Raw genomic sequence first — 20,512 nt, 5'->3', positions numbered from 1 at the left:
GAGCTGTCGAGTGATCAGCGTCCTCCGCCTTTACTGACGACCAGCTGCACCGGGCCGCCCTTCGTGGTGGCGCCGGCCGGGTTGGTGCGGTCGACGGTACCGGCGGGGCACTGGGATTCGATCTGGGCCGCCGCCACCGAGACCGCGAAGCCCGCCTTCGCCACATTGTCGCGGGCCTGGTCGACCGGGAGGCACTTGACCGACGGGATGTCGACCAGCTTGCCCTGCGCGCGCTCCTTCGTCGGCGGGGTGAACTTCACCTGCGGCTGCCCGGCCAGGCCGTCGCGCAGCACGCCCAGCGCCGCGTAGTTCACCGGCGCGTGCTGCATGTTCTGATCGGTCTCGGGCCAGTCCGGGTCGGTCAGGAAGCCCGACACCGCCAGCTGCTTGGTCATCACGGTGAACGTGGCGCTCTTCTCCGAGTCCGTGGTCCCGGACTTGCCGGCGATCTGGCGGTTGACGAACTTCTTGCCGTACTCCGCCGTCGCCCCGTTGCACTTGCCCGTCGCCGACTGGTCGCCGACCGGGCAGCGGGCCATGTCGACGGCGGCCCGGGCCACCTCCGGGTCGACGGCCTGCTTGCACTTCGGGTCCAGCCCCTCGACCTTCTTGCCGCTGTTGTCCTTGACCTCGACGATCGGGGTGGGCTCGCAGTACACGCCGTCCGCGGCCAGGGTCGCGTAGGCGTTCGCGAGCTGCAGCGGGGTGGTCGCCGACACGCCGAGGGTGAACGCGCCCCACTGCTTCGGGGCGGCCGCGAGCTCGGCGTCCTTCTGCGCGTTGAACTGGATGCCGAGCCGCTTGGCCACGTCCACCACGTGCTCGACGCCGACCTGCTGCTCCAGCGGCACGAAGTAGGTGTTGATCGAGCTGCCGAAGGCGGTCCACATGTTGTACGGGCCGGACTGGCCGCCGGAGTTCTTCGGGCAGTAGTGCGCGCCGTTGCAGGACGCGGGGGCGCCGGCCTCGATCGGGAAGTCGGAGACGAACTGCTTCTCGGTCTGGATCGTGGTGGCCAGCGGCAGCCCGGACTCCAGCGCGGCCACCGCCGTGAAGATCTTGAACGCCGAGCCGGCCTGGTACCCCGGGATGTCCGAGTCCCCGGTGATGATCGGCACCGTGGTGTTCGGGTAGTTGCCCTTCTGGCCCTGCTTGCCCGGGTTGGTGTTCGGCTTGTTGTTCGTCTGGTCGTTGCTGTACGTCCTGTTGGTCCCGAGCGCGGTCACCCGCCCGGTCCCCGGCTGCACGGCCGCGAGCATGAGCGCGCTGGACGAGCCGAGCCGGATCTGCTGGTTCTTCGCGACCTCCTTCGGCTGCTCCTGCGCATACTTGGCCGCCGCGGTCTGGGTCTGCAGATCCAAGGACGAGACGATGCTGTACCCGCCGGTGCGCAGCCGCGTCGCCCGCTGGTACTCGTCCTCGCCGAACACCTTCTGATCGCCCCACCAGCGGCGCAGGTAGTCGCAGAGGAAGCCGGCGCCGAGCCCGTCGCGCTGGATCGACTCGCACCCCTCCGGTGTGCGCTTGCCGGCGATCGTGAGCTTCTCGGCCGCGGCGGCGTCGGCGGTGGCCTGGTCGATGTCGCCCATCGCGACCATCTGGTTCAGCACGTACTTCTGCCGCTTGAGCGCCTCCGGCAGGCCCTTCTCGGTCGCCGGGTCCATCGTGCCGGGCGCCTTGACCAGACCCGCGATGAGCGCCGACTCGGCCAGCGTCAGGTCCTTCGGGTCCTTCTCGAAGTAGACGTGCGCGGCGGCGTACACCCCGTAGGCGCCGTGGCCGAAGGGCGCGATGTTGAGGTAGCGCTCCAGGATCTCCCGCTTGGAGAGCTTCTTCTCCAGCGCGACGGCGTAGCGGATCTCCCGCACCTTGCGGATGTTCGTCTTGTCGGTGGCGTCGACCACCTCCTGCGGCGTGCGCGCGGAGTACGCGATGGCCTGCCGCACGTACTGCATGGTCAGCGTCGAGGCACCCTGCTCGGTGCCGCCGGCCGCCTTGTTGGCCACGAACGCGCGGAACACGCCCTTGGCGTCCACCCCACTGTGCTCGTAGAACCGGTTGTCCTCGGCCGCCACCATGGCCTGCTGCATGACCTGGGCGACGTCGACGAGCTTCACGTCGCGGCGGTTCTCGTCGTACATCATCGCCAGCGTCGTCTTGCCGTCGTTGGCGTACACATAGGTGATCTGCGGCGACGGCAGCACGTCGATGTCGGTCGGCAGGCCCTCGAACGTGTCCGCCCCGGCCTTCGCGGCGAGCCCCGAGACCAGCACCGCCGGGAACACGGCCCCCGCGATCACCAGCCCGGCGAGCAGCCCGCAGAGCAGCAGCGAGGCCCCGTTGGGCAGCAGTTTGCGAAGCCGCACGCGAATCGTCCCCCATGTTCATGCGCCGGTGTGTCAGTACAGGAACGCGGCACCCCGCCCGCGAGGTTGGCAGCGACCCGCGAGGTTTTTACGCTGTCGTCATGCGGCTCACGGCGCTGAGGTCCCTGCACGGCGGCGAGAGCCCGTGGTGGTTCGAGGTCACGGCGCCCGACCGGTCGGTGTACCCGCTGGTCCTGCGCTACCCGAGCAGCCGGATCACGGCCGGCCAGATCGCCACGAACGCCGCCGCCCTGCGCGTCGCCGAGCGGCACGGCCTGCCCGCCCCACGCCTGCTCGCGGCCGGCACCACGGCGACGATCGAGACCGTCGTGGCCGGGACCAGCACCTGGCCCGCCGTACCGTCACCCGAACTGCTCCGCTCGGCGGGCGCGGCCGCCGCCCGGGTCCACGCCGTCGCCCTCGCCCCGAACCCGGACCTGCCGCTGCGCCCCCGCCCGATCGCGGTGGACGACTTCGCCGCGGACCGCCGGGCCGGCCGGATGCCCACCACCGCACTGCTGACCGAGGCCGACGCCCTCGTCCGCGCGATCGCCCCGCCCACCGCCCCGCGCGTCTTCGTCCACGGCGACCTCTGGCCCGGCAACACCCTGCTGACCGGCGGCCGGGTGCACGCCCTCATCGACTGGAAGACAGCCGGCGTCGGCCACCCCGGCGTGGACGTGGGCGAACTGCGCAAGCAGGCCGCCGTCGGCTACGGCGACGAGGCCCCGCGGCACATCCTGGCCGGCTGGGAACGGGCGAGCGGCCTGCGCCTCGACGCCGTGGCGTACTGGGACGCCGTGGCCGCCCTGAACACCCCGACCGTCTGGTACAGCCCCGCCGCCACCCGCCGCCGCGACGACTTCCTGCGGGCCGCCGTCCTCATCCTGAAGTCGGAGCGGCAAGACCGGTCCCCGGACTGAGGTGCCCGATCCCTCCGGTTTCCTATGGTTGGTCCATGACGAAGGATGAGGGCAGCTGGAGCGGGACCGTCGCCAAGAAGTCACGGGCCCTGCTGGACGGATCGAACCTGTACCGCCGTTTGGAGGTCCGCCTCGACGACGGTACCGAACTGAAGGTGAAGGTCGAACGTAAGCTGTGGGACGAGCTCGAGGTGGGCGACCGGCTCGTGCGGCGCGAGGGCGAGCAACCCCGGCGGGGCTGAGCGCTACGCCTCCCACCAACGACGCGAGCCGCAGCCCACCTCGTAATGCCACCACCCGTCGGCCCGCCCCTGCTGCAGCAGAGCCTTGATTGCGGCGAAGTCCGCACCGGCCGGGACCGTCAACGCGACGAGCGGCAGCTCATCGCTGAAGACCTCACCGCCGAGATCGAACCGGATGAACTTTTCGTGCACGGCACGCGCACTGCGGCCAAGCGGGCCGTCCGGAACCGGCAGAACACGAATCGTGCAATTGCCCGACTCGACAACACGCCCACGGGCCCAGTGCCGCCCATCGGAGCCGGTCTCGAATCGCACGACGTCGCCCTCGGCCACGCCGTCCTGCAGAAACGGCACATTGCTCACGCTCGCGGTGTCCTCGCCGACCAGCGTGGCCCATAGCCCTTCGGTGTCGTACGGCAACCAACCCTCGCGGGGAACGAACCTGAACCAGATCTTGACCGCATCGCCTGCGGGTCGCTCACGCTCGGCCGACGTCATCGAGGTCACGTCACAGATCATCGCCTACCCCACCCAGCCGCCACCACCACGCACACACCCTGCTCGACGAATGGGCCTACGCCTCTAGGGAGCGTCTCAAAGTCCCTCAGAGCCATTCGTTCTTCTGAAGATCACCGGGAGCGGAACGAACCTGAGACCGCCGGAGATCTGCCGAGCGGCCGTCGACTCAGACGGAGAGCACGACCTTGTCGCTCGGGGTACGGCTCTGCGCCAGCTGATGCGCCCGTGCCGCGTCCTCGAGGCGGACTGTCGCGCCGACCTGGGGCTCCAGGCGGCCCTCCCCGACCAGCCGGCTCAACGCCAGCAGCCCGGTGTGGTCGGGTTCCACCTGGAAGTTGGTCACCCGCACGCCTTTGTCCGCGCCGAGCCGGACGACCGCGTCGTCGACTCCGGACGGCACGAGGATCACGGTGCCCCCGGGGACGACCAACGGTAGCGAACGGGGGGTGTAGTCCTTGCCGACGAAGTCGAGCACCAGGTCGACCGGGGCGACGACGTCCTCGAACCGGGTCGTGGTGTAGTCGATGAGCTCGTCGGCGCCCAGCGCGCCCAGCGCGTTGTGGTTGTCGGCTCGGGCCACGCCGATGACGTACGCGCCGAGTGACGCGGCGATCTGGACGGCCAGCCGGCCGACACCACCGGCGGCGCCGTGGATCAGCACCCGCTGCCCGGCCTTGAGGTGCGCGGTGTCCACCAGCAACTGCCAGGCGGTCAGACCGGCCAACGGCAAGGTTGCGGCTTCGGGGAACGACAGCGCCGGCGGCTTGAGCGCGAACTGCCGCGACGGGGCCGTCACGTATTCGGCGTATGCGCCGGCCTGACGGGGAAACCACGGCATGCCGTACACCTCGTCGCCGGGGGAGAACAGGGTGACGCCGAAGCCGCACTCCTGCACCACCCCGGCCACGTCCCATCCCAGGATCATCGGGAACTGCGACAGGGGTCCGTGCCCTTCGCGTTGCTTGAGATCGGCCGGGTTGACGCCGGCCGCGTGGACACGCACCAGCACCTCGGTGTTGATCGGCCGGGGCGCTGGCAACTCCCCGAGTTGCAGCACCTCAGGACCTCCAAACCGGTCCAACGTCACTACCCTCATGAGGCTCTTCCCCTTGCTCAACCTGACGGAAACGCCGAGTTGCCCAGATGCGTCGGGGACGAAACCGGTTTGTACAAGGGAAGGGGCGTTGTGCAGCGGGACGGGGGTATGCGGACCGGATGGTTGCTAGCCGGCTCGGTACGTGGGTTGCCCGGGAGTATGAGGTCGTTGCCGAGATCCCCGACCTGATGCCGACAGGCGTCACGGTCGCGGACTCCGGGCGGGTGTTCGTCTCGATTCCGCGGTGGGGCGACGACGTTCCTTACACGGTCGCGGAAGTCGTCGACGGCAAGCTGGTCGCCTTCCCGAACGTGGACGTCAACCGGTGGAGCCCGCAGCGGGCCGCCGACACACTGGTGTCGGTGCAGAGCGTGATCATCGATCCGGCAGGTTCCTTGTGGCTGCTGGACACCGGCAGCCTGGCGTTCGCGCCGTCCGTCGAGGCCGGGCCGAAGCTGGTCCAGGTCGACCTCGAAACCGGACAGGTGGTGCGAATCGTCCGTCCCAGCGCCGAGGCCATGACACCCACGACGTACCTCAACGACGTCCGCTTCGACCTCTCGCGGGGCGACGCGGGGTACGCCTACCTCACCGATTCACAGGCCGAGGGCGCCCTGGTGGTCGTCGATCTGGCCTCCGGGGAGAGTTGGTCGCGGCTGCGCGGACACCGAAGTACCCATGCGGAGGAAGGCTTCCGCGCCGTCGTGCAAGGGGTCGTCCGTGAGGGATACGCCGTCGGTGCGGACGGTATCGCGTTGGGGGCCGATGGCGAGCGGCTGTACTTCTGCCCGCTGTCGAGCCGACGTCTGTACAGCATTGACACCGCGGCCCTGCGTGACCGGGAACTCTCCGAGGCCGAGATCGCCGCTCGGGTGGTCGACCACGGTGACAAGGGCTCGTCCGACGGTCTGGAGTCAGACACGGACGGTGCGATCTACGCCACCGCATACGAGCACAGCGCGGTGCTGAAACTTGCCGCCAACGGCACCTGGACCACGATCCTGCATGCGCCCGCCCTGCTATGGCCGGACACACTGTCACTCGCGGCGGACGGCTACCTATACGTGAGCATCAACCAGCTTCCCCGCACGCCGCTGTTCAACAACGGCGTCGACGACCGCATCCCGCCGTACCAAATCGTCCGGGTCCCGGTCCACGCACACCCGGTGCGGCTTGGTCCGGCCGCGGCGCAGCCAACCCCTGCGGAATAAGTCGAGTTGGTCCTGCGATCACACGGCCACGACATCAAACGCTCCGGCGCCCCGCACGAGGAGATGTTCGCCCGCCTCGACCGCGGTGAGGTCGACATCCTGGTCGCCGGCCGGCTTCCCTGGAGCCACGGTACGTACTAGGCCGCGCCCCGGTGGTCAGTGCGCCGGTAGGAGAAACGTGGTGCCGGCCGGGCCGCTCGACGTCCCGAGGATGACGCCGGTCGCCGGGCGGGCGAGCAGCCAACGCGGGGGCTCACCCTTTCACTTTCTATTGTACGGGCCGCGCAACCCCCACGAATCGCCCCAAAGACCGATTTTCCGCGGCCACGGCGGACCTACGCTCGCTGGACACCCCTTGACCCCGCACCGAGGGAGCACTGTGTCCGACACCAGAACGCTCGAGATCGCCGCCGAGCAGGAGATCGTCGACCGCGTGTACGAGCGCCTCGAGGACATGCGCGCGCAGTCCGCGTCGCTCGCCGCCGAGGGCCATCACCGCGCCTCCGGCAGCACGCTCACCGGGCTGGTCGAGCGTGATGCGATGGTGCTGCGGGCCGCCGCGCAGATGCGGGCCCTGGACGCCGAGGCGGAAGGGCTCGTGTTCGGGCGGCTCGACTTCGAGGACGACGAGACGTACCGGATCGGCCGTCTCGGTGTGCGCGACGGCATCGAACCGCTGCTGATCGACTGGCGCGCGCCCGCCGCCGCGCCGTTCTACCGGGCGACGTCCGGGCAGCCGCTCGGGGTCGTGCGCCGGCGGGTCATCATCTGCCGGGGGCAGCGGGTGCTCGACCTCGACGACGACGTGCTGACCCCGGACCGGGCCGGGGACCTGCGCGTGCTCGGCGAGGGTGCGCTGCTGGCGGCCCTGCGCCGCTCCCGCGGCCCGCACATGCGCGACATCGTGACGACGATCCAGCAGGAGCAGGACGCCGCGATCCGGGCACCCGCGCGCGGGGTCACGCTCATCACCGGCGGGCCCGGCACCGGCAAGACCCAGGTGGCGCTGCACCGGGCGGCGTTCCTGCTGTACACCGACCGGGGCCGGCTCACCGACGGGCGCATCCTGGTCGTCGGGCCGTCCACGGTGTTCACCACGTACATCGGCCGGGTCCTGCCGTCGCTGGGCGAGGACAGCGTCCACCTGCGCGCGCTGGGCGAGCTCGTCGACGGCGTCACGGCCACCCGCCGCGACCCGGCCGCCCTCGCCGCGATCAAGGGCCACGACCGCATGGTGGGCGTGCTGACCGACCTGATGTGGCAGACCCCGCCGGCCGCGCCGAAGCAACTGCGCCTGGTGTACGCCGGGCAGGTCCTCACCCTCCCCGAGCCCGACCTGACCGAGGTCCGGAGCCGGGTCCGCGACGGCGGCAAGCCCAACAGCGCCCGGGACAGAGCGGGCCGGGCCCTGCTGGACGCGCTCTGGTCGAAGGCGGACCGGACCCACCTGGACCGCGCCCTGTTCACCGAGGAACTCCGCGACCGCAGCGAGTTCCTGCGCTTCCTGCACGCCTGGTGGCCGCCCCTGACCCCGCCCGACGTCCTGTCCTGGCTGGCCGACCCGGCCAGGATCACCGCCCTGGACCCGGCGGACGCGGAGCTGCTGGCCCGGTCGTACCGGAACGATCCCGGGTGGTCCGTCGACGACGTCCCGCTGCTGGACGAGCTGGACGTCCTCCTCGGCCCGCCGCCGGCGAAACCCAAGGCCCCCGAGCCGGAGTGGCGGCTGCGCGAGCTGGGCGCCGGCCCGCGGCTGGTGTCGACGTTCGTGCTGAGCTGCGGCCTGCGCGACGGCTGGGAGCTGTACGCGCCCGGCCTGCTGACCCCGATGGCCCAGGCCGGCCCGTCCATCGACAACGACCAGGTGTTCCAGGCCCAGCGCTGGGCCGAGGCCGTCATCCGCCGCGAGGGCCACCGCGTGACGGGCTGGACCGACGGCTTCGACCCGCACGGCGAGGAGGGCTACGTCCCGCTGCTCGCCGAACCGCTGCTGCCCGACCCGCCGGAGGACGACAGCCCGGCCCCGGACCCGTACCTCCACGTCATCCTCGACGAGGCCCAGGACCTCTCGCCGATGGAGTGCCGGATGATCGCCCGCCGCGCGTCGTACGCGTCGATGACGGTGGTCGGCGACCTCGGCCAGGCCACCCATCCCCTGGCGTCCCCGTCGTGGCCGGCATTGCTGGACCGCCTGGGCAAGCACGAGATCCGCACCCTGGACCTGCCGACGGGCTACCGCGTCCCGCAGGCCATCGCCGACTACGCGGCCCGCGCACTGGCACCGGGCATCGAACCGACCCGCTCGTACCGGCCGGGCGGCTCGTTGGTCGTCCGCCAGGTCGACGATCTGGCCGCGGCGGCGCGGGCGGCGCTCGCCGAGGCCCCGGCGGAGGCGACGGTGGCGGTCATCGCGCCCGACGCCCTGGCCGCCGGCCTGCCGGGCCCGGTGGTGCCGGTGAGCCTGGTGAAGGGCCTGGAGTACGACCACGTGATCCTGGTAGAGCCGGCCGCCGTCGCCGAAGCCGAGCCGCGCGGGATGAGCCGCCTGTACGTGGCCCTGACCCGCGCCGTCGCCGGGCTCGTCGTGCTCCACCACCGGCCGCTGCCACCGGCCCTGACCGAACCGCGCCCGTGACGGCGACGCTGTTCCTCATGTGCGGCCTGCCCGGCTCCGGCAAGACGACCCTCGCCAAGCGGATCGCCGACGAGCACGGGGCGATCCGGCTGTGCGCCGACGAGTGGATGCTCGACCCGTTCGACCTGCCCGCGCGGCTCCACCTGGAGCGGCGCTTCTGGCTGCTGGCCCAGGATCTGCTCGCCCGCGGCCAGAGCGTGATCCTGGAGTCCGGCTTCTGGTTTCGCGCCGACCGCGACGAAAAACGTGAAAGGTCACGCGCTCTCAAAGCCAAAGTCCGGCTCTTGTACCTCGATGTGCCCATCGACGAGCTCGCCAGGCGATTGGCGGCGCGCAACGACGACCGCCCCATCACCCGCGAAATGCTCGATGAGCACCTGCCGCTGTTCGAGCCGCCCGACGAGGAGGAGCTAGCTTTGTACGACCGCTAGCCGCCGCAGCGCCACGCCGATGACGTGTGAGGCCGGAAGGTAGCCGTACGCGCGCGAGTCGTGGCTCACCGCCGGGTTGTCGCCCAGCACCACGACCATCCCCGGCGGGACGACGGGCGAGCCGAGCGCGGCCAGGGCGGGCACGCGGTCCACCGGTGCCGGATCGCCCGGTACCGCCGCCAAGCGCTTGATGAGCAGCCGCTCGTCGGGCAGGACGGCGGTCACCGGGTCGTCGGAGAAGGCGGCCACCTCGTCCACGGTCGGCGCGTCGGGGCTGCGGAACACCACCACGCTGCCCGGGCGGAGCTTGTCGAGGCCGGTGCGGCGGACCAGCAGGCGGTCTCCCCCGCGGTACGACGGGAGCATGGACCGTCCGTAGACCGTCACCACCAGATAGCGGCGGCGCAGGAATGTGGCGAGCACGACGAGGGCGCCTGCGGTCAGTACCAGCGAAGGAATCATGCGACCGCGTAGCCCTTGGCCTGGAGGCGGAACAGGTCGGCGTAGCGGCCGCCCGCTTCGAGCAGGCACGCGTGGTCGCCCAGCTCGGTGATGCGGCCCTCGTCGAGCACGGCGATGACGTCGGCGTCGCGCACGGTGGAGAGCCGGTGCGAGATCAGCAGGTTGGTGCGGCCGCGGCGGGCGGTGTGCAGGGCCGCGTGGATCTCGTGCTCGGCCTCGGGGTCGAGGCCGGAGCTCGGCTCGTCGAGGATCATCAGGTCCGCCTCCGTTCGCAGGAACCCGCGGGCGATCGCGATGCGCTGCCACTGGCCGCCGGACAGCACGACGCCCGCCTCGGGGCCGCTGTCGTCGCCCTCGCCGAAGAACTCGCGGGTGAGCAGGGTGTCGTAGCCGCGCGGCAGGCGGCTCAGGGTCTCGTCGATGCCCGCCTGCCGGGCCGCCGCCGTCACGTGATTGCGTGAACTGGCACGCAAGTTGCCCAGCTTGATGTTGTCGAGGGCGCTCAGGTCGTACACCATGAAGTCCTGGAACACCGCCCCCAGCCGGGCTCGCAGCGCGGCCGGATCAGCCTCGCGCAGGTCGAGTCCGTCCCAGGTGATGCTGCCGCGGGTCGGGTCGTAGAGGCGGCACAGCAGCTTGACGAGCGTGCTCTTGCCGGAGCCGTTGAGGCCGACCAGGGCGACGGTGGCGCCGGCGGGAATGGTGAGGTCGACGCCGCGCAGGACCCATGGATGGTCGTCGCTGTAGCGGAACCACACGTCGCGCAGCCGGATCTCGCCGCGCAGGGCGGGAAGCGGCGCGGTGCCGACCGGCAGGTCCGGCCCGGCCCGCAGGACCGCGACGAACTCGCCGAAGAGCAGGCCCTGCCCGTGCAGGCCGGCGGTCGTGGCCACCACCATCGCGAGGCCCGACTGCACCGAGGCGACCGCGGTGACGAAGATGGAGACGTCGCCGATGCTGAGCTCGCCCCGGCGCGCGGCCAGCACCGCCCAGACGAGCCCGCCCCCGGCCACGGCCGCCGAGACCGTCGCGAGCACCGTGTGCACGCCGACCTCGCGCTGTTCGAGGCGGCGCTGGGCGGCATCGGCGGTGGCCCGTTCGCCGAGCATCAAACCGCGCAGGAATCCGCCGGTACCGAACAGCCGGATCTCCTTCGCTGCCTGCACGCCGGTGAGGAGCTGGCTGTAGAAGTACTCGCGGCGGTGGTTGGGCTCGACCCGCCGCCGGGTGCTGGCCCGGCGCCGCGACAGGGCCAGCTCGGCGAACAACATCGGCACCGCGGCCAGCAGCAGGAGCCCGGTCATCGCCGGGCTGATGGTGAGCAGCGCCCCGACGAACCCGGCCAGCAGCAGCACGCCGCGGCCGAGGCCGAGCACGCCGTCGACGAGCGCGCCGGCCCCGTCGCTGCCCTGCCGGGCGAGCCGGATCCGGTCCAGGAACGCCGGATCCTCGAAGCGGGCCAGCCCGACGAACCGCCCGGTCGCCGCGAACAGCTCGTCGATCGCGGCCGCGCCGACCCGCCGGTCGATCTCGTTGCGCAGGTACACGCCCAGCCGCTGCAACGCGGCCGCGAGCACCCCGATCCCGGCGAGCGCGGCGACCAGCCCGAGCACCGGACCCGTGCCGGCGAGCCGGTCGAGGACGAGCTTGGTCAGCCACGCCATGGTCACCGGGGCGAGCGCCTCGGCGACCGTGACGGCGACCTGCGCCCCGGTGATCCAACGGGCCGATCTCCACACCAGCCGGGCGACGTGCCCCGCGGTCGAGTCAGCCACGGCCCGCCAGTGCCTTGGCCCGCGGCAGGTCCTGCAGGTGCATGCCGCTGGCGGCGACGGTGCCGTCGGGCCCGATCAGGCACACGGCCGGGAAGCCGGAAACATCAAAGGCGGCGGCGACGGTACCGCCCGGTTCCTCCACGATGACCCGCGCGACCGGTTCCAGCAGCGCGAGGTACTCGGCCGGGTCGGCGTCCTGCACGACGATCGCGAGCACCCGCTCCCGCCCGCCGGGCACCGACCGCGCGTAGTCGGCGAACTTCGGCAGCATCGCCTTGCAGGGCTTGCACGACGGGCTGAAGAAGCCGAGGAGGGTCTCCGGCTCCAGCGTCGTGCCGGAGACGGTGTCGCCGTCCCGGGTGGTCGCCGCGAACTCCGGCACCGGGCTGCCCGCGGCCAGCACGGCGACCTCGGGCATGACCGACTTCGTCAGCTGGGTGAAGCGCTCGGAGTGGTCCCGCAGCCGCCGGATGACGCCGAGCATCAGCAGGAGGTTCAGCAGCGTCAGACCGGTCAGGATCACGACCGCCGCGGTGAGGTACAACATTCGATCTTCTCCGCTCGAAAGGGACGCGGAGCGCGCCGGGTGAGGCCGGCGCGCCCCGCTGGTCCAAGACCGATCAGCAGTAGTAACCGCAGGACGTGGTCGTGGTCGTGCAGCCCTCGTTCAGGCAGCACGTGCGCGTGTGCTTGATGTCGAGGTACTTGCGCGGCGCCGGGCATTCGGTGCACCAGGTTGAGGTGCTGCAGCCCGCGGCGACCGGAGCGGCGGGCACGATCAGTGCCAGCAGCCGATCGGCGATCTTCCGCATGTCGATCTCCCTTTCGGTAAGTCGGTTGGTGCGCCGCACGGTGCCATGGCCCGCTACCAACGCACTACGCCGTGCCTACTCACTCGTTTTCCGGCGATAGCGAGAGAGCGCTTTCGCGTCGTCTTGACCGAATTTGCCATGTATCGCCGCGACTTAGTTCAACATCCGCATGAAGCTCGGAGCTGCTGTTATGCGCGCTGCAAGATTTGTCTCAGTCGAACGACGGGCGAGAATAGATATCGGCGTGTATAAGCCTTGCCGGATTATCGAGAGAGCGTTTACCTTGGCCGGGCCCGTTCCCCACGAACGAGAGGAACCACTTATGCGCAAGCTGAACAAGGCGCTGCGAGTCGCCGCCGTCATCGCCGCCGTCGGCGCCGGCGGTCTCGTCGTCACCGAGACCCCGGCCTTCGCCGCCGGCTGCAGCGGTGCCTACACGGACTCCGGCCGCGGCTACCGCGGCGGCCCGTGCACCGGGTACCCGTCGACCTTCCACCTGCACGCCCAGACCACCTGCAAGCCGATGGGCAGCGGCTCCTCGTACGTGCTGAACGGCCCCCGCGCCGTGATCGGCGGCACCTCGAAGGCGCTGTGCCAGTCGGGCTACTACGCCTCGGGCGGCAAGACGATCGTCGAGAACAACTAGCTCACCGGTTCGGAGCCGGCCGTCCCTCGCGACCCGCATCGCAGGGGCGGCCGGCCCTTCGGCGTCGCCGGGCGGAATCACGCCGCCCGGAATCACGCCGCCCGGGATCACGCCGCGCGGGATCACGCCGGGTGGGTGAGCGCCGCGGGCGCGGGCCACCGAATCGTGGACAGCATGGCGACCACGCACTGGTACCGACGTGGCTCCCGGACCTCGGCCCTCTCCGACGAGCCGTTCCTGCAGGTGCTCCTGCTCGGCATCGCCACGGCGCTGTTCGGCCTCGCGGTGCTGGTCTGGCCGGAGAAGACGCTGCGGTTGATCGGCATCGTGGCCGGCGTCTGGCTGATCGTGCTGGCCGTGGTCCGTGCGGTCACGGCCATCCGCTCCGACACGACGTCGTCGAGGCGCGTGACGGCAGGGGTGATGGCCGCGATCCTGCTCGCGGCCGGGATCACCTGCCTGCGCAACGCCAACGGCGGGATCGTCGTCCTGGCCACGCTGCTCGGCCTGGCCTGGCTGCTGAGCGGGTTCGCGCTGCTGCTGATCGCGATGCCGGCCCGGGGTTCGATCCGCGGGTGGCTGTCGGTGCTGGGCTTCGCCTCGGTCCTGATCGGGCTCGCGTTCATGCTCTGGCCCGGCCCGTCGCTGACCACCGTGGTCCTGATCAGCGGAGTGGGCGCGGTCCTGGTCGGCGCGGGCGAGGTCGCGTTCGCCCTGCGCCTGCGCGCCGTGTCCCGGATCGAGACGTAGCTACTTCGCGGTGGCCGCCGCCGGCGAGCCGCCCGGCTTTTCGGCGGCCGGATCCGGCCCGGTGCTCAGCAGCGCGGCGACGGTGGCACTGGCGAGGGCCGTGCCCGCCGTGGTCAGCACCGACACCAGGATCGTCCCGACCGGCGCCGCGAGGGACCGCAAGCTGCGCACGTTGCGCACGCGGTCCCACGAGTAGCCGGCCGCCCGGGTCAGCCACCGCTCCCACAGCAGCCCGAGCCCGCCCAGCAGCATGACCAGCTGCCCGGCCCGGATGAGCACCGCGATCGCGAGATCCCGGCCGGTCGCCGGATCGAGCACCGAGGACTCGGCCCGCCCACCCGCGGGCAGGTCGAGAATCGGCAGCACCTCGACCCCGAGCAGCGCCACCCCGAACGCCGCCGCCTTCGCGATCGGCCCGTCGCCGCGCAGCAGCGGATAGAGGAACCCGAACAGCAGCGCGTACCCGAACCACCGCCCCAGATGCGCCGCGATCACCAGCAGGTCGGCCACGGTCCGGTACGGCATCCGCTCCGCCGCGTCGACCGGCGCCAGGATCGCGAACAGCTCGTAGCCGGCGAACAGCAGCCCGACCGGCAGCGCATAGCCGAACGCTCGCACCGCGTTCGCCCACGGCGCCCGCCCGCCGCCGGTCGAGAAGGCATCACCCGAGGGCCGCCGCGCCGCGTCGTCGAGCTCCCGCTGCGCCTGGTCGTACTTCTCGAGCGTGTCGTCGGCCGCCCCGAGCCGCCCGCGGGCCCGCCGGAACAGCTCGAACGCGCTCGCCTCGGCCAGCCGTCGCCGGATCTCCGCCCCGACCAGCTCCCGGTGCCGCTCCACCCCGACAGTGGCCAGCCGCGCCGCCCGCAGCCGCCCATCGACCGGCACCGCCCACCGCCACGCGGCCACGAGCCACACCACCGCCACGACGTGCAGCGGCCCGAACGGGAACGGGTCGGTCGCGGCGATCACGGCCAGCGCGAGCGCGGTCGCGAGGACGGTCCGCGACCCCAGCGCCCGCCCCGATCGCCCCGCCTTGCGCAGGAACAGCAGCGCGACGACGCCGAACCCGACCGCCGCCAGCCGGGCGAACGGCCCGGCGAGGTTCGGGGTGATTCCCTCGTAGAACCGCGCGAACGTGCGCAGGTCGGTGAACGCGAGCAGCACCGGCACCGACGCCAGTCCCCCGAGCAGCACGCCGATTCGAGCCCAGAGCGGCACTTGTACCGCCAGCACGACGCTCACGGCCGCCGCCAGCCCGGCCAGCACCAGCCGCGCCGTGTCGGGCAGCGCGAGCCAGCTCCCGGCGGCCCCGACGATCGCCGCGAGCCCGGCGGTCCACACCACCGCCGCGACACCCCGCCACCGCCCCACGTCGTACGCGGCGACGCCGGTCGGGAACAGCAGCAGGAGCAGGGCGGCCGGCGCCATCCAGCCGTCGTCCGGCGTCCCGAGCCGGGCCATCATCGTGACCGCCCCCGCCGCGAGCACCCCGCCGCCGATCAGCAGCGCCGCGGTGCCGTCCCGAGGCGGGTCCACGGTCTCGGCGTACAACCGGCGCGCTGCGAACACCGCACCGGCGACGGCGAGCGGCACGGCGATCCCGAGCACGACGCCCGGCTCGATCAGATCGGAAGTCGCCGGCCTGAGCAGCGGCGGGAACGGCAGCGACCGCAGTGCCGCCCCGAACCAGGCCAGCCCGGCCAGGACACCGGACGCGACGGCCGCCGTGCGCACGACGTCGGCGAACGGATCCCGCCGGCCTTGCACCCGCGCCATCAGCACCCACCCCGGCACCAGGACGACGACCAGCCACGCGGTCCAGTCGAAAACCTCGCCGAGCCAGCCGGCGACCAGGTCGAACGGGTCCGCCGGGGCGTTGATCGCGGGCGCCCCGGCCTCGTCGTCGGCCAGGTGCAGCAGCACGACGGCCGGGGTGCCGGTGATGGCGGCGAACCGCGCCTGCTGCAGGTTCGGGGCGGGCCGCACGTCGACCAGGACGGCCGGGCCGGTGCGCACGGTGAGCCAGCGGGTGGCCGCCCGGGCCGCCGGGCTCTGCAGGCCGCCGTCGCCGAGCGAGACGTAGCGGTGCTCCCGGCCGGTGTACCCGAACCGGAGCTTCGCCGGGCCGGTGGGGCTCGCCCGCTCGACGGTGACCGGGGTGTTCACCGGCCCGCCGGCCAGGTACCGGCCGAGCGACGGGCCGTCCGGCACGAAGTCGAGCAGCGGATCGCCGGCGAGCAGCCGCACCTCGTAGGCGATCGTCATCCCGGGGTGATCGGCCCGCCCGTCGAGCGCCACCTCCATCGTCACCTCGCGCGGCCGCTGGTCCGGGCCCGTCGCCCAGGGCGGGTCCGCGAAGACCTCGCTCAGCACCGCGTCGAGGTCGTCCACCGGCGCGACCCGGGCCGCGCTCGCCGCGGCGCCGGCCACGAAGGCCAGCAGGACGACGAGCACGGGTAACGCGGACGGGCGGCTCATTGGCCGAAGTTACGCAGCGTACCGGCCGGAACACATCAAACGGACGGCCAGACAACGCCGTCCCTTGACGCCCGCGGCAACCCGAACAGGTCGAAGAGGTGCGGGTCGACGAACGTGACGCAGGCTCGGATCTGCCCGCGGTACACCGTGAAGGCCTGAATCGAGTGCGGGCGGAACCCTCCGGTCTGCGGGTCGGGGGCGTAGGCCGCGAATGCCGGGCCGCCGTTGACGTCGATCGGCACCGCCCGCCAGCCCGGCCCGCGCATGGCGAAGACGCGGGCCATGAACGTGCCGAAGTGGGCGCGCCCGGCGAGCCACAGGTTCACCGGCGGCATCTCCAGGACCACGTCGTCGGCGAGCAGGCGGGTCAGGCCCGGCACGTCGGCCGCCTCGAACGCCTTCAGGTAGCGGTCGACCACCGCGCGCTCGTCCGGGTCGGCCGGTTCGCGCAGGTCGTCGAGGGCCGGCGCGGCCTCCCGCAGCGTGGCCCGGGCCCGCTGCAGGCTGCTGTTGACCGACGCCACGCTGCTGTCGAGAATCTCGGCGACCTCGGCCGCGGACAGTTGCAGCACCTCGCGCAGCACCAGCGCGGCCCGCTGCCGGGCCGGCAGCACCTGCAGCGCGGCGACCAGGGCCAGCCGCAGCCCGGCCCGCTGGTCGGCGGCGTCGGCCGGATCGCCGAGGCGGGCGTCGGGGAACGGCTGCAGCCACGGCACGTCGAGGCTCGGCGTGAGCGGCGCGTGCGGGTCGTCGCCGGCCGGCCCCAGCCCGCTCGGCAGCGGCCGCCGCGCCCGGCCCTCCATGGCGGTCAGGCACACGTTGGTGGCGATGCGGTGCAGCCAGGTGCGCACCGAGGCGCGCTGCGGGTCGTAGCGGTCGGCCGCCCGCCAGGCCCGCAGCAGCGTCTCCTGCACCAGGTCCTCGGCCTCCTCGAACGAGCCGAGCATCCGGTAGCAGTGGGCCAGAAGATCACCGCGGTACACCTCGAACTGCATTCCCCGACAGTACGGCGATGAGTTCCGCGCGGGCCGCCGGTATGTGCTGTCAAACGAGAAGGGAGCCCCGACATGGGCGACATCATTGTGATCCAGTTCGCGACCCTCGACGGCGTGGTCAGCGACCCGGACGGGCGCGGCGGCACGAGCTACGGCGGCTGGGCGTTCCGCTACGGCACCGGGCCGGTGGCCGACGACAAGTTCCAGCTCGGCGAGCGGATGGAGCAGGGCGTGCAGCTGTACGGCCGGCGGACCTGGGAGGCGTTCTCGAAGGTCTGGCCGGGGCGGGACAGCGAGTACGCGAAGCTCATGAACCGGGTGCCCAAGCGGGTCGCCACGAGCACCGGCATCGACGCCACGGCCTGGGAGAACTCGGCGGCGATCGACGGCGACCCGGTGCAGTGGGCGCTGCGCGAGCGCGAGCGGCGGGACGTGGTGGTGATCGGCAGCCTCAGCCTGGTCCACGCACTGGCGGCGGCGGACGCGGTCGACGAGTACCGGCTGATCACCTTCCCGGTCGCGGTCGGCGAGGGCGACCGGCTGTTCAAGCGGGGCGAGTTCCGGTTCACCCAGGTGGAGCCGATCGACGCGGCCGTCTTCAGCGTGCTGCGCCGGGCCGGCGAGTGATGTTCACCGGTGTTCCACCCCGGCCACGCCTCGCGTTCCGGGCGGATTGACAGCGTGACGGGCCATGACGCGTACCGCTCGGGCCGGCGCCGCGCTGGCCCTCACCCTGCTCGTCCTGGTCGCCCCCGCGACCTCCGGCGCCGCCCAGGCGCACGGGGCCGGGTCCGGCAAGCCGAACTTCACCACGAAGACGCCGTACGAGCCGCAGGAACGCCTGCGCGACTACCAGGCGGTGCCGCGCGGTTTCACGCCGGTGTTCACCGAGACGGTGGGCCGGCACGGGTCACGGGCCATGTCCGACAGCGAGGACGGTGACGCGGTCCTGGCCGTGCTGCAGCGCGCGGCCGGCCAGGGCGGGCTGACCCGGCTCGGCGCCGACCTCGTCCCGCAGGTGCAGGCGCTGCTCGCGGCCGGCTCGGCGATCGGCTACGGCAACCTCGCCGAGCGCGGCAAGCGCGAGCAGCGGGACATCGCGCTGCGGCTGGAGCAGCGCCTGCCGCGGCTGTTCGCCGACATCGACGCGCACCAGCGCCCGATCGAGGTGCAGACCTCCGGGGTCACCCGCGCGGTGGACAGCGCCGACGCGTTCACCCAGGGCCTGATCGCCGGCGACCCGCGGCTCGCCGGGCGGATTCAGGCGCCGGTGACGAACAAGGATCTGCTGTACTTCCACAAGCAACCCCAGAACGCCGACTACCAGGAGTACGCCGACAACGACCCGGCCCTGCTGGCGACGCTGGAGCGGATCGCGGACCAGCCCCGCACCGCCCAGGTCGCCCGGCACGTCGACGCCCGCCTGTTCACCCCGGCGTTCCTGGCCGGGCTGAGCACCGAGGAGCAGGTCGCGTTCGCCCGCTCGGTCTTCGAGCTGTACAGCGTCGCGCCCGCGTTCTACCAGGACCTCGGCCGGTTCCTGCCGGACGAGGACGCGGCGTGGCTGGCGTACCTCGACGACGCCGAGGAGTTCTACCAGAGCGGGCCGGCGTTCGCGGGCCGCGACATCACGTACAGGATGGCCCAGCCCTTGCTCGACGACCTGTTCGCGCAGGTCGAGGCGAAGGCGAACGGCACCAGCGACAAGGGTGCGGTGCTGCGCTTCACCCACGCCGAGGAGGTCGAGCCGCTCGCCGTGCTGCTGAAGCTCCCCGGCAGCACGAAGGCCCAGCCGTCGACGCAGCCCTACACGTACCGGAACAACCCGTGGCGCGGCGCGTCCGTCGCGCCGATGGCGGCGAACATCCAGTGGGACCTGTACTCCAACGGCCACACCCACCTGGTGCGGATGTTCTACAACGAGCGGGAGACCGCGTTCCCGCCCGCCTGCCGCCCGATCGCCAAGGGCAGCGCCTTCTACCAGCTCGCCGAGCTACGGCGCTGCTTCGGTCGGTAGCAGCGCCCGGACCTCGGCGTCGTGGGCGCCGAGGTCCGGGCCGCTCCAGCGGATCCGGCCCGGGGTCGCGGACAGCCGCGGCGTGACGTTCTGCATCGGGATCCGGCCGAGGTCGGGGTCGGGCACGGCGACGATGCTCTCGCGGGCCTGGAAGTGCGGGTCGGCCAGCATGTCCCGGGCCGTGTACACCCGCCCGGCCGGCACCCCGTGCTCCTCCAGGATCGCCAGCAGGTCGCCCGACTGGTGCTTGCCGGTCCACTGCGCGATGAGGTCGTCGAGCTCCCGCTGGCGCTCGCCGCGGGCGACGTGCGTGCCGTACTCGGCCGACGTCCCCAGCTCCGCCCGTCCCATGGCGACAGCGAGCCGGCGGAACACCGTGTCCTGGTTCGCCGCTACGAGCACGAAGTCGCCGTCCGCGGTCGGGTACACATTGGACGGTGCCACCCCGGGCAGCACCGCCCCGGACCGCTCGCGGGTCACCCCGGCGAGGGCGTAGTCGGGCACCAGGGCCTCGGTCATGGCGAGCACCGACTCGAAGATGGACACGTCGACGACCTGCCCGGCCCCGGTGCGCTCGCGGGCCAGCAGGGCCAGGGTCGTGCCGTAGGCGGCGTGCATCCCGGCCAGCATGTCCCCGATGGACAGTCCGGTGCGGCTGGGCGGGCGGTCCGGGTCGCCGACCAGGTGCCGCAGGCCGCCCATGGCCTCGCCGATCGAGCCGTAGCCGGCGCGCGAGGCGTACGGGCCGGTCTGGCCGAAGCCGCTGACCCGCACCAGGATCAGCCTCGGGTTGACCGCCGACAGCTCGTCCCAGCCGAGGCCGAGCCGCTCCAGGGTGCCGGGGCGGAAGTTCTCCACGAGCACGTCGGCCTCGGCGACGAGCGCGCGCAGGAACGCCCGGCCGGCCTCGGACTTGAGGTCGGCGGTGACGCTGCGTTTGCCGCGGGCGATGACGCTCCAGGACAGCGACTTGCCGTCCTTGCTGTGCCCCCAGTGGCGCATCGGGTCGCCCTCGCCGGGCTGCTCCACTTTGATGACGTCGGCCCCAAAATCGGCGAGGAGCTGACCGCAGAACGGCCCGGCGATGAGCTGGCCGAGCTCGATGACGCGGATTCCGTCCAGCGCCGGCAACTGCTGCTGCATCGGTACCGCCT

Annotated in this window: 20 protein-coding genes; 10 read left to right on the top strand and 10 right to left on the bottom strand. The window is 72.2% G+C overall.

Annotated elements, in window-relative coordinates; genetic code table 11:
• Positions 1–14: 14 nt before the first annotated feature.
• Positions 15–2,366, bottom strand: a complete 2,352-nt coding sequence (locus tag ACQP00_RS23565) for a transglycosylase domain-containing protein (RefSeq protein ID WP_433222473.1) — start codon at positions 2,364–2,366, stop codon at positions 15–17.
• Positions 2,367–2,467: 101 nt separating this feature from the next.
• Between ACQP00_RS23565 and ACQP00_RS23560 the strand changes: the two genes are divergently transcribed.
• Positions 2,468–3,289 carry a phosphotransferase family protein gene (locus ACQP00_RS23560; RefSeq protein ID WP_433222471.1) on the top strand — a complete coding sequence of 274 codons (822 nt, stop codon included), beginning with the start codon at positions 2,468–2,470 and terminating at the stop codon, positions 3,287–3,289.
• A gap of 35 nt (positions 3,290–3,324) precedes the next feature.
• Positions 3,325–3,531 carry a DUF7489 domain-containing protein gene (locus ACQP00_RS23555; protein ID WP_433222469.1) on the top strand — a complete coding sequence of 69 codons (207 nt, stop codon included), beginning with the start codon at positions 3,325–3,327 and terminating at the stop codon, positions 3,529–3,531.
• A 3-nt stretch (positions 3,532–3,534) separates the two neighbouring features.
• Here ACQP00_RS23555 and ACQP00_RS23550 read toward each other — a convergent pair whose 3' ends face one another.
• Entirely contained in the window at positions 3,535–4,029 is a 495-nt protein-coding gene (locus ACQP00_RS23550; RefSeq protein ID WP_433223965.1) for a DUF4265 domain-containing protein, read from the bottom strand.
• A 187-nt stretch (positions 4,030–4,216) separates the two neighbouring features.
• Positions 4,217–5,107 (bottom strand): NADP-dependent oxidoreductase, encoded by an 891-nt coding sequence (locus tag ACQP00_RS23545; protein WP_433222467.1) that lies wholly within the window; start codon positions 5,105–5,107, stop codon positions 4,217–4,219.
• Between the two features lie 158 nt (positions 5,108–5,265).
• Between ACQP00_RS23545 and ACQP00_RS23540 the strand changes: the two genes are divergently transcribed.
• The 4 genes from ACQP00_RS23540 (at position 5,266) to ACQP00_RS23525 (ending at position 9,423) form a co-directional block, all read left to right on the top strand.
• Positions 5,266–6,357, top strand: coding sequence for an L-dopachrome tautomerase-related protein (locus ACQP00_RS23540; protein ID WP_433222465.1), 1,092 nt, complete (start codon positions 5,266–5,268; stop codon positions 6,355–6,357).
• Between the two features lie 6 nt (positions 6,358–6,363).
• Complete coding sequence (locus tag ACQP00_RS23535; RefSeq protein ID WP_433222463.1) at positions 6,364–6,498, top strand: hypothetical protein; 135 nt, start codon at positions 6,364–6,366, stop codon at positions 6,496–6,498.
• Between the two features lie 238 nt (positions 6,499–6,736).
• Positions 6,737–8,992: a HelD family protein gene (locus tag ACQP00_RS23530; protein WP_433222461.1), complete on the top strand. Its 2,256-nt coding sequence runs from the start codon at positions 6,737–6,739 to the stop codon at positions 8,990–8,992.
• Between the two features lie 17 nt (positions 8,993–9,009).
• A complete protein-coding gene (locus ACQP00_RS23525) occupies positions 9,010–9,423 on the top strand; it encodes an AAA family ATPase (RefSeq protein WP_433222459.1) in 414 nt (137 codons plus the stop codon).
• Here ACQP00_RS23525 and lepB read toward each other — a convergent pair.
• From lepB to ACQP00_RS23505, 4 genes are all read right to left on the bottom strand, one after another.
• A complete protein-coding gene (lepB, locus tag ACQP00_RS23520; protein ID WP_433222457.1) occupies positions 9,403–9,885 on the bottom strand; it encodes a signal peptidase I in 483 nt (160 codons plus the stop codon). The two genes, ACQP00_RS23525 and lepB, sit on opposite strands and share 21 nt — an antisense overlap.
• Positions 9,882–11,660, bottom strand: a complete 1,779-nt coding sequence (locus ACQP00_RS23515) for an ABC transporter ATP-binding protein (protein WP_433222455.1) — start codon at positions 11,658–11,660, stop codon at positions 9,882–9,884. Before ACQP00_RS23515 ends, lepB begins: the two co-directional genes overlap by 4 nt.
• The gene (locus tag ACQP00_RS23510; RefSeq protein WP_433222453.1) at positions 11,653–12,207 is read right to left on the bottom strand and encodes a TlpA family protein disulfide reductase; all 555 of its coding nucleotides are present in this window, start codon (positions 12,205–12,207) and stop codon (positions 11,653–11,655) included. Before ACQP00_RS23510 ends, ACQP00_RS23515 begins: the two co-directional genes overlap by 8 nt.
• 73 nt (positions 12,208–12,280) lie before the next feature.
• Positions 12,281–12,472 carry a hypothetical protein gene (locus ACQP00_RS23505; RefSeq protein ID WP_433222451.1) on the bottom strand — a complete coding sequence of 64 codons (192 nt, stop codon included), beginning with the start codon at positions 12,470–12,472 and terminating at the stop codon, positions 12,281–12,283.
• 322 nt (positions 12,473–12,794) lie between these two features.
• Here ACQP00_RS23505 and ACQP00_RS23500 point away from each other — a divergent pair, with 322 nt between their 5' ends.
• Together ACQP00_RS23500 and ACQP00_RS23495 are read left to right on the top strand one after the other, a co-directional pair.
• Positions 12,795–13,118: a hypothetical protein gene (locus tag ACQP00_RS23500; protein WP_433063982.1), complete on the top strand. Its 324-nt coding sequence runs from the start codon at positions 12,795–12,797 to the stop codon at positions 13,116–13,118.
• Positions 13,119–13,292: 174 nt separating this feature from the next.
• Positions 13,293–13,868 carry an HdeD family acid-resistance protein gene (locus ACQP00_RS23495; RefSeq protein WP_433222449.1) on the top strand — a complete coding sequence of 192 codons (576 nt, stop codon included), beginning with the start codon at positions 13,293–13,295 and terminating at the stop codon, positions 13,866–13,868.
• Here ACQP00_RS23495 and ACQP00_RS23490 read toward each other — a convergent pair whose 3' ends face one another.
• Together ACQP00_RS23490 and ACQP00_RS23485 are read right to left on the bottom strand one after the other, a co-directional pair.
• Positions 13,869–16,346: a hypothetical protein gene (locus tag ACQP00_RS23490; RefSeq protein ID WP_433222447.1), complete on the bottom strand. Its 2,478-nt coding sequence runs from the start codon at positions 16,344–16,346 to the stop codon at positions 13,869–13,871.
• A 35-nt stretch (positions 16,347–16,381) separates the two neighbouring features.
• Positions 16,382–17,341, bottom strand: a complete 960-nt coding sequence (locus ACQP00_RS23485) for a sigma-70 family RNA polymerase sigma factor (RefSeq protein ID WP_433222445.1) — start codon at positions 17,339–17,341, stop codon at positions 16,382–16,384.
• 72 nt (positions 17,342–17,413) lie between these two features.
• Here ACQP00_RS23485 and ACQP00_RS23480 point away from each other — a divergent pair, with 72 nt between their 5' ends.
• Both ACQP00_RS23480 and ACQP00_RS23475 read left to right on the top strand, forming a co-directional pair.
• Entirely contained in the window at positions 17,414–17,968 is a 555-nt protein-coding gene (locus ACQP00_RS23480; RefSeq protein ID WP_433222443.1) for a dihydrofolate reductase family protein, read from the top strand.
• Positions 17,969–18,032: 64 nt separating this feature from the next.
• Positions 18,033–19,358, top strand: coding sequence for a histidine-type phosphatase (locus tag ACQP00_RS23475; RefSeq protein ID WP_433222441.1), 1,326 nt, complete (start codon positions 18,033–18,035; stop codon positions 19,356–19,358).
• Here the strand turns inward: ACQP00_RS23475 and ACQP00_RS23470 are convergent.
• Positions 19,335–20,501, bottom strand: a complete 1,167-nt coding sequence (locus tag ACQP00_RS23470; protein WP_433222439.1) for a CaiB/BaiF CoA transferase family protein — start codon at positions 20,499–20,501, stop codon at positions 19,335–19,337. The genes ACQP00_RS23475 and ACQP00_RS23470 overlap by 24 nt on opposite strands.
• Between the last annotated feature and the right edge of the window lie 11 nt (positions 20,502–20,512).

It is taken from the genome of Dactylosporangium sp. CS-047395 (assembly GCF_050942185.1).
Lineage (GTDB): Bacteria > Actinomycetota > Actinomycetes > Mycobacteriales > Micromonosporaceae > Dactylosporangium.
This window is presented reverse-complemented; position numbering and strand designations above follow the sequence as displayed.